6 protein-coding genes are annotated in these 5,528 nt (G+C 29.9%); 4 read left to right on the top strand and 2 right to left on the bottom strand.

Annotated features, from left to right (window positions below):
- Positions 1–49 precede the first annotated feature (49 nt).
- Both RWN11_RS06750 and RWN11_RS06745 read left to right on the top strand, forming a co-directional pair.
- Positions 50–1,015: a lysylphosphatidylglycerol synthase domain-containing protein gene (locus tag RWN11_RS06750; RefSeq protein ID WP_314160990.1), complete on the top strand. Its 966-nt coding sequence runs from the start codon at positions 50–52 to the stop codon at positions 1,013–1,015.
- A complete protein-coding gene (locus RWN11_RS06745; protein WP_314160989.1) occupies positions 1,012–1,611 on the top strand; it encodes a glycerol-3-phosphate acyltransferase in 600 nt (199 codons plus the stop codon). Before RWN11_RS06750 ends, RWN11_RS06745 begins: the two co-directional genes overlap by 4 nt.
- Before the next feature lie 19 nt (positions 1,612–1,630).
- Here RWN11_RS06745 and RWN11_RS06740 read toward each other — a convergent pair whose 3' ends face one another.
- Positions 1,631–2,023 (bottom strand): hypothetical protein, encoded by a 393-nt coding sequence (locus RWN11_RS06740; protein WP_314160988.1) that lies wholly within the window; start codon positions 2,021–2,023, stop codon positions 1,631–1,633.
- 548 nt (positions 2,024–2,571) lie between these two features.
- Between RWN11_RS06740 and RWN11_RS06735 the strand changes: the two genes are divergently transcribed.
- Complete coding sequence (locus RWN11_RS06735) at positions 2,572–2,763, top strand: hypothetical protein (RefSeq protein WP_048802049.1); 192 nt, start codon at positions 2,572–2,574, stop codon at positions 2,761–2,763.
- A gap of 57 nt (positions 2,764–2,820) precedes the next feature.
- Here the strand turns inward: RWN11_RS06735 and RWN11_RS06730 are convergent, their stop codons facing one another.
- Positions 2,821–4,473, bottom strand: a complete 1,653-nt coding sequence (locus tag RWN11_RS06730; RefSeq protein WP_314160987.1) for a lactate permease LctP family transporter — start codon at positions 4,471–4,473, stop codon at positions 2,821–2,823.
- 573 nt (positions 4,474–5,046) lie between these two features.
- Between RWN11_RS06730 and RWN11_RS06725 the strand changes: the two genes are divergently transcribed.
- Positions 5,047–5,528, top strand: a 482-nt coding sequence (locus RWN11_RS06725; RefSeq protein ID WP_314160986.1) for a thiamine pyrophosphate-dependent enzyme, incomplete at its 3' end; no start/stop codon positions are given.

The following is a 5,528-nucleotide window of genomic DNA, read 5'->3' as shown; positions in this document are numbered from 1 at the left end:
TATAAAATGTTAAGATAAAGTAGATAAATATTATTTAAGGAAAAGAAAAATGAAAAATATTACAGAAAGAAGATCTTTCAATTATTTGAAGAATATAATTCAGATAAGTTTAGGATTATTGATATTTTATTTAATTTTTTCCTATTTTAAAAAAGAGATTGTTAGTTTAGATTTTAAAAAAATACATCATCTTACGCTAGCTATAGGTGAGATTAAGTTTGTAGTAGTGTTATTGTTCGGCTTATTAGGTATAAGTATTTTATGTCTTTATGATTATTTTGTGCTAAAGGCGATTAATTTAACAAAAAATATGTCTTCATTCCGTATTTTTAAAATTAGTTTTATGACTAACACATTAAATATGGTTTTGGGTTTTGGTGGTTTTATTGGTGCCGGACTTAGATATTATATGTATAAACCATATACAAAAAATGGAAAAACATTGATTACTGCAATAGGGATGATTCTTATTTCTATGCTTTCTGGAATCAGTCTATTGTCAATTTTTGTAGTACTAAATGTTTTTCCAGGACAAGCGTTATATGCTAATAATAAAATCTTTTATTATTCATTAATATTGATGTCTTTATTTTTACCATTGTATCTATTTTTTAATTTGAGAAAACCAAGAATTAGAACGGATAGATATTTAAGTGTTAAATTGACAGTAATTTCTTTTTTAGAATGGGTATTTGCAGCCCTTATTATTCTTATGATTCTTTATTTTTATACGGGAGATTTGGTAGCTGATAAGGAATTACAGATTATGGGAGTTATAATAGTAGCTTCAATAGTAGGCTTATTAACTATGATTCCAGGAGGATTAGGTACTTTTGATACTTTAGTTCTTATAGGGCTTAAGAACTTAGGGATAAATCCAGAGATTATAGGTGCGACAATTATAATATATAGATTATCATATTATGTTGTTCCGTTCTCCATTGGATGTTTTATGTTCCTAAGTGAAGGAATTAGAATGATAAAAGATAAATTTAAGAGAGGAGAAAAGTTATGATTACGACGATAATTTATGCGATAGTTGCCTATTTTATTGGAAATGTAATGGGTGGAAAATTATTAGAAAAGATTTATAAAGAAGAATTTACTAATAAAGGCTCTGGTAATGTTGGAGCACGAAATGCGGGACGTGTTTTAGGTCCTAGATCATTTTTATTTGTTTTAGCAGTAGATTTTTTCAAAGGCTTTTTTGTGGTTATATTACTGAAAATATTAGATGTTGATTCAAAAATTATATATATTTGTATAATTTTAGTATTATTAGGTCATATAAAACCTATTATCTTTAGGTTTAAAGGTGGTAAAGGAGTTGCGACATTCTTTGGTTGTTTAGCAGCATTATCATTAAATTTATTCTTAATCTTAATACTTTGTACATTAGTTATATCTATTATTGTAAAAAGTTTAACAATTGGATTTTATTCTAGTCTTCCGTTTGTAATTTATATAAACTATGTAGAAAATCCATCATTTATAATACTAGGAATTTTTATACTAGCAGTTTTATTAATAAGTGTAGTAGCTGTAAAAGATATAGAAGATTCATTTAATAAATATTTTAGTACAAGAAAAATTAAGAAATCAGTTCGATAGTGAGCTGATTTCTTTTTTGTTATTTAGAATTGTTTTTTCGTAGTTCTTTTCTTATAAGCAGAGTACGTTTGATATGAATTACTCCAGTTAATAGCAGTAAAGCTGCAGAAATTCCACATGCAATATAGGCGTATTCTACGCTTTTAATTTTTCTGATAAAGCTAAAAGAAGATGTTGAGTATATTGTTAGTACTGCTACAGTGTACATAGTAAATTCATACTTTAATAGATTCAAAACTTTATTTGTTTTTATTAATAACTTATTTTTTTCTTGATAATATCTTACAAAGCTCACATAGACACATATCGGAATAGTTAAGTAGAAATAGATGATGTTTTTTGTATAAAAAAATGCCGAAACCAGTATGATTAAAATAGGAAAAGTGATGATTAAGTATTTGTTATATTTCATATAATTCCCTCCCTTTTTCATATGAAAAGTAATATATAAAGAATTATAAAAGTAGAATTGACTAAGTTTTAAGTTCTTTATTTCAGTTTCATTATAACATAAAAAATACAAGTAGGATAATATTATATATCATATTTTTTATTCTAAGAGAGATTTTTTTCTATAGCTGATGGAACAGTTATTAGTGAATAACTTATAAAATGGGAGTGACTCAAAAATCGTGATTTCAAAGAAATCGATTTTGTCGAGTCACCCCCGCACAGTTTATTAGCTATCTAAAAAGCTTTTAAAAAGCGAATTTTAGATAGCAATAAACCACTGCGTCTATGAGTTCTCATGTGAACTTTGTTAAATTTTAGGGCTTTTAGGTCAGCCCCAAAGTAGTATTTCTACCTATATTTAATTCCAATTCAAAACCGACCTCATTACGATTTAAGGATGTGTAAATCGTAATAGTTACTTAAGACGAGAATCTATTGACTTGTTATATAAAACATAATAAAATTTAACTATAGAATAATTAATTAAATAATACGGAGGCGATTAATATGAGCAAATGTGAATGTGAACACCACTGTCACTGTCATGATGCAGTAGAAGATTGTAAATGTGGAAACTGTGTTGAAGGAACATGTGAATGTAAAGAAGGTTGTGCTTGTGGGTGCCATAATGCAAAAGAAGATTGCGAATGTGGAAACTGCAAGACAGGAGATTGTCATTGCGATAAACATGCCGCATAATATTAAAAAAAGAGATCTGGTATTTTACCAAATCTCTTTTTTTTCATTAACTTAAAATTATCTAAGTGTAATAAGAAGGTTAAGAACTCCTGCAAGAACAAGAAGTATAACACTCCATTTGATTGTTTTAGCGAAGATTTCGCTATCTTTGTTAACTAATCCAACGGCTGCTGCTGCAACTGCGATAGATTGAGGAGAGATCATTTTAGCGATAGCTCCACCAATTATGTTAGCAGCTACAAGTAATGAAGGATCAATTCCAATTTGAGATGCAGTTACTGATTGTAAACCAGCGAATAATGCTCCACTGTTAACAACAGATCCTGTTAAGAACACCCCGATCCATCCTAAGATTGGAGAGAATAGTGGGAAGATTTTACCAGTGTTAGCAAATGCTAATCCTAATGTTGATGACATTCCTGAATATGTTGAAATGTAGGCAAAAGCAAGGACTGAACAGATTGTTAAGATTGGTCCCCATAATTCAACAGCAGTTTCTCTAATAGTAGAAATAACGATACGGCTGTTAACTCTAAAAATAATAATTGTTAGAATTCCTGCAAGTAAAATCGCTGTTGTAGTTGAAGTAAATGGAGCAAAACTAAATACTGCTTTAATTGGAGCAGGTTGTTTTACAATAGGAGCAACACGTGCAACTGTACCATCAATGTAGTATGGGAAGTTGAAAATTAGTGAGTTTAAAGCTCCTGCTGCTTGACCTGTTTTAGGGTTTGCAGCTTGGATTAATTGTTTGAAGAATCCAGTGTTTAGTAAAGTAATGAATAGAGTTAAAAGAATGAACGGTGTCCATGCTCTAACAACTTCTTTACCAGTTAGAACTTCTTTATCATTAGCAACTTCTTTAGTTTCAGCAGTAAGTTGTTGTTTTGGTTGCCAGAATCTTAAGAATATGATTAAAGCAAGTAAACTCACAATAGCTGAAGAAACGTTAACAAGTTCTGGCCCTACGAAGTTTAAGAAGATGAATTGAGTAATAGCAAATCCACCACCAGAAACTAAAATTGCAGGGAATGTTTCTTTGATACCTTTGAAACCATCTACCATAAATACGATAAGGAATGCAATAATAACAGTAACAAGACATAAGATTAATGATGTGTTTTTACCAAGAGTTAATGCATCTAGATCTGTTAAAGTAGCTGGAACCGTTACTGGAATACCCATTGCTCCATATGCACCACCAGCGATGTTAGCAACTAAACAAATTGCAGCAGATTGTAAAGGTTTAAAACCTAAACCTACTAAAATTGCAGCTGTAATAGCAACTGGAGCACCAAATCCTGCAGCACCTTCTAAGAAAGCGTTGAATGAGAATGCAATTAAAAGAACTTGAATTCTCTTATCTGGTGAAATAGATGAGATACTTTGTTTCATTACATCGAAGAGTCCCATTTTAACTGTTAATTTGTATAAGAAGATTGCAGCAAGAACGATACTAGCAACAGGCCATAAACCTGAAACAATACCTTGTTCTGCAGCTCCAGCGATTTTATCTACTGGCATCTTGTAACAAACAGCAGCTACGATAGCTGCACTAAGAATACTTAAACCTCCGGCTGTATAACCTTTTAGTTTAAAGACAACTAATGAAATTAAAAATATAACTATAGGAAGAGCAGCTACACCAGCAGATAACCAAATATTACCCATTGGATTATACTGTTGTTCCCAAATAGTATTAAGAATCATTATAATTCCTCCTAAATTGAAAATTTGTATAAATAAATTATAAATAAAATAATGTATTAATGCAAGTTATTTGTTCAATTTTTTCAAATTTTTTTAAACATAAACAGTTTACATAGTTTAAAAAAAATGATTAATTAAGTTCAATTTTTAATGAGATATTATAAGTAAATCAAGTAAAATAAACGGTTAATTTATATAAAGTGTAAAGATAGTAATGAATATTAATAATATACATATCTTTATAAAAATTATAAAGGTATAGAGAGTTTTATTGTGGTGGTGAGAACTGTATTTATGGCTTTTATAGTCAAATCTCCAACTGTTAAGAGGAAAAAATACAGATGAAATATGGTGGAAATTAACATCTCATCACAACTGTACTATTACAAGTTGGATTTATATTAACGTCGAACAGTCGAACAGATAAATATTACTGAGATAAATATTATTACTTAATTGAGTTTATAGATTTGACATTTTTCTCAAAAAATAGTATATTAAGTAGTGTAATATATGATTAATAAATAATTTATATACATTTAATAAATATATATACAAACTTTGGAGGTTATTATGGTAAAAACATCAAAAGATTTAACTAAACAAGAGCATTTAGAAATGTACGAACTAATGCAACTTATTAGAGATTTTGATATGGAGTTGAGTAAACTATACTCTCGTGGTTTAGTTCACGGTATGACTCACTATTCAGTAGGGGAGGAAGCAGCTAACGTTGGAGCTATCTATCCATTAAGAAAAGAAGACTTAATGTATTCTAATCACCGTGGACATGGTCAAACAATTGCTAAAGGAATTGAAATTGATCGTATGATGGCTGAAATCCTTGGTAAAGCGACAGGTCAATGTAAAGGACGTGGAGGAAGTATGCACGTTTATGACCTTGAACAACGTAACATGGGATGTAACGGTATCGTTGGTGGTGGACACGGTTTAAGTACTGGTGCCGCTTTAGCTCAAAAAATGAAAAAAACAGGTAACATTGTTATTTGTTGTATGGGTGACGGAGCTACTAACGAAGGAAGTTTCCACGAATG

Source organism: uncultured Gemella sp., from assembly GCF_963519265.1.
In the GTDB taxonomy this organism is placed as follows: Bacteria; Bacillota; Bacilli; order Staphylococcales; family Gemellaceae; genus Gemella.
Note: the sequence above shows the minus strand (reverse complement) of the source record. Positions and strands in the feature narration are given on the sequence as shown.

Coding starts and splice junctions, on each gene's coding strand:
- RWN11_RS06750 (WP_314160990.1), top strand. CDS start 50: ATGAAAAATATTACAGAAAGAAGATCTTTCAATTATTTGAAGAATATA.
- RWN11_RS06740 (WP_314160988.1), bottom strand. CDS start 2,023: ATGAAATATAACAAATACTTAATCATCACTTTTCCTATTTTAATCATA.
- RWN11_RS06735 (WP_048802049.1), top strand. CDS start 2,572: ATGAGCAAATGTGAATGTGAACACCACTGTCACTGTCATGATGCAGTA.
- RWN11_RS06730 (WP_314160987.1), bottom strand. CDS start 4,473: ATGATTCTTAATACTATTTGGGAACAACAGTATAATCCAATGGGTAAT.
- RWN11_RS06745 (WP_314160989.1), top strand. CDS start 1,012: ATGATTACGACGATAATTTATGCGATAGTTGCCTATTTTATTGGAAAT.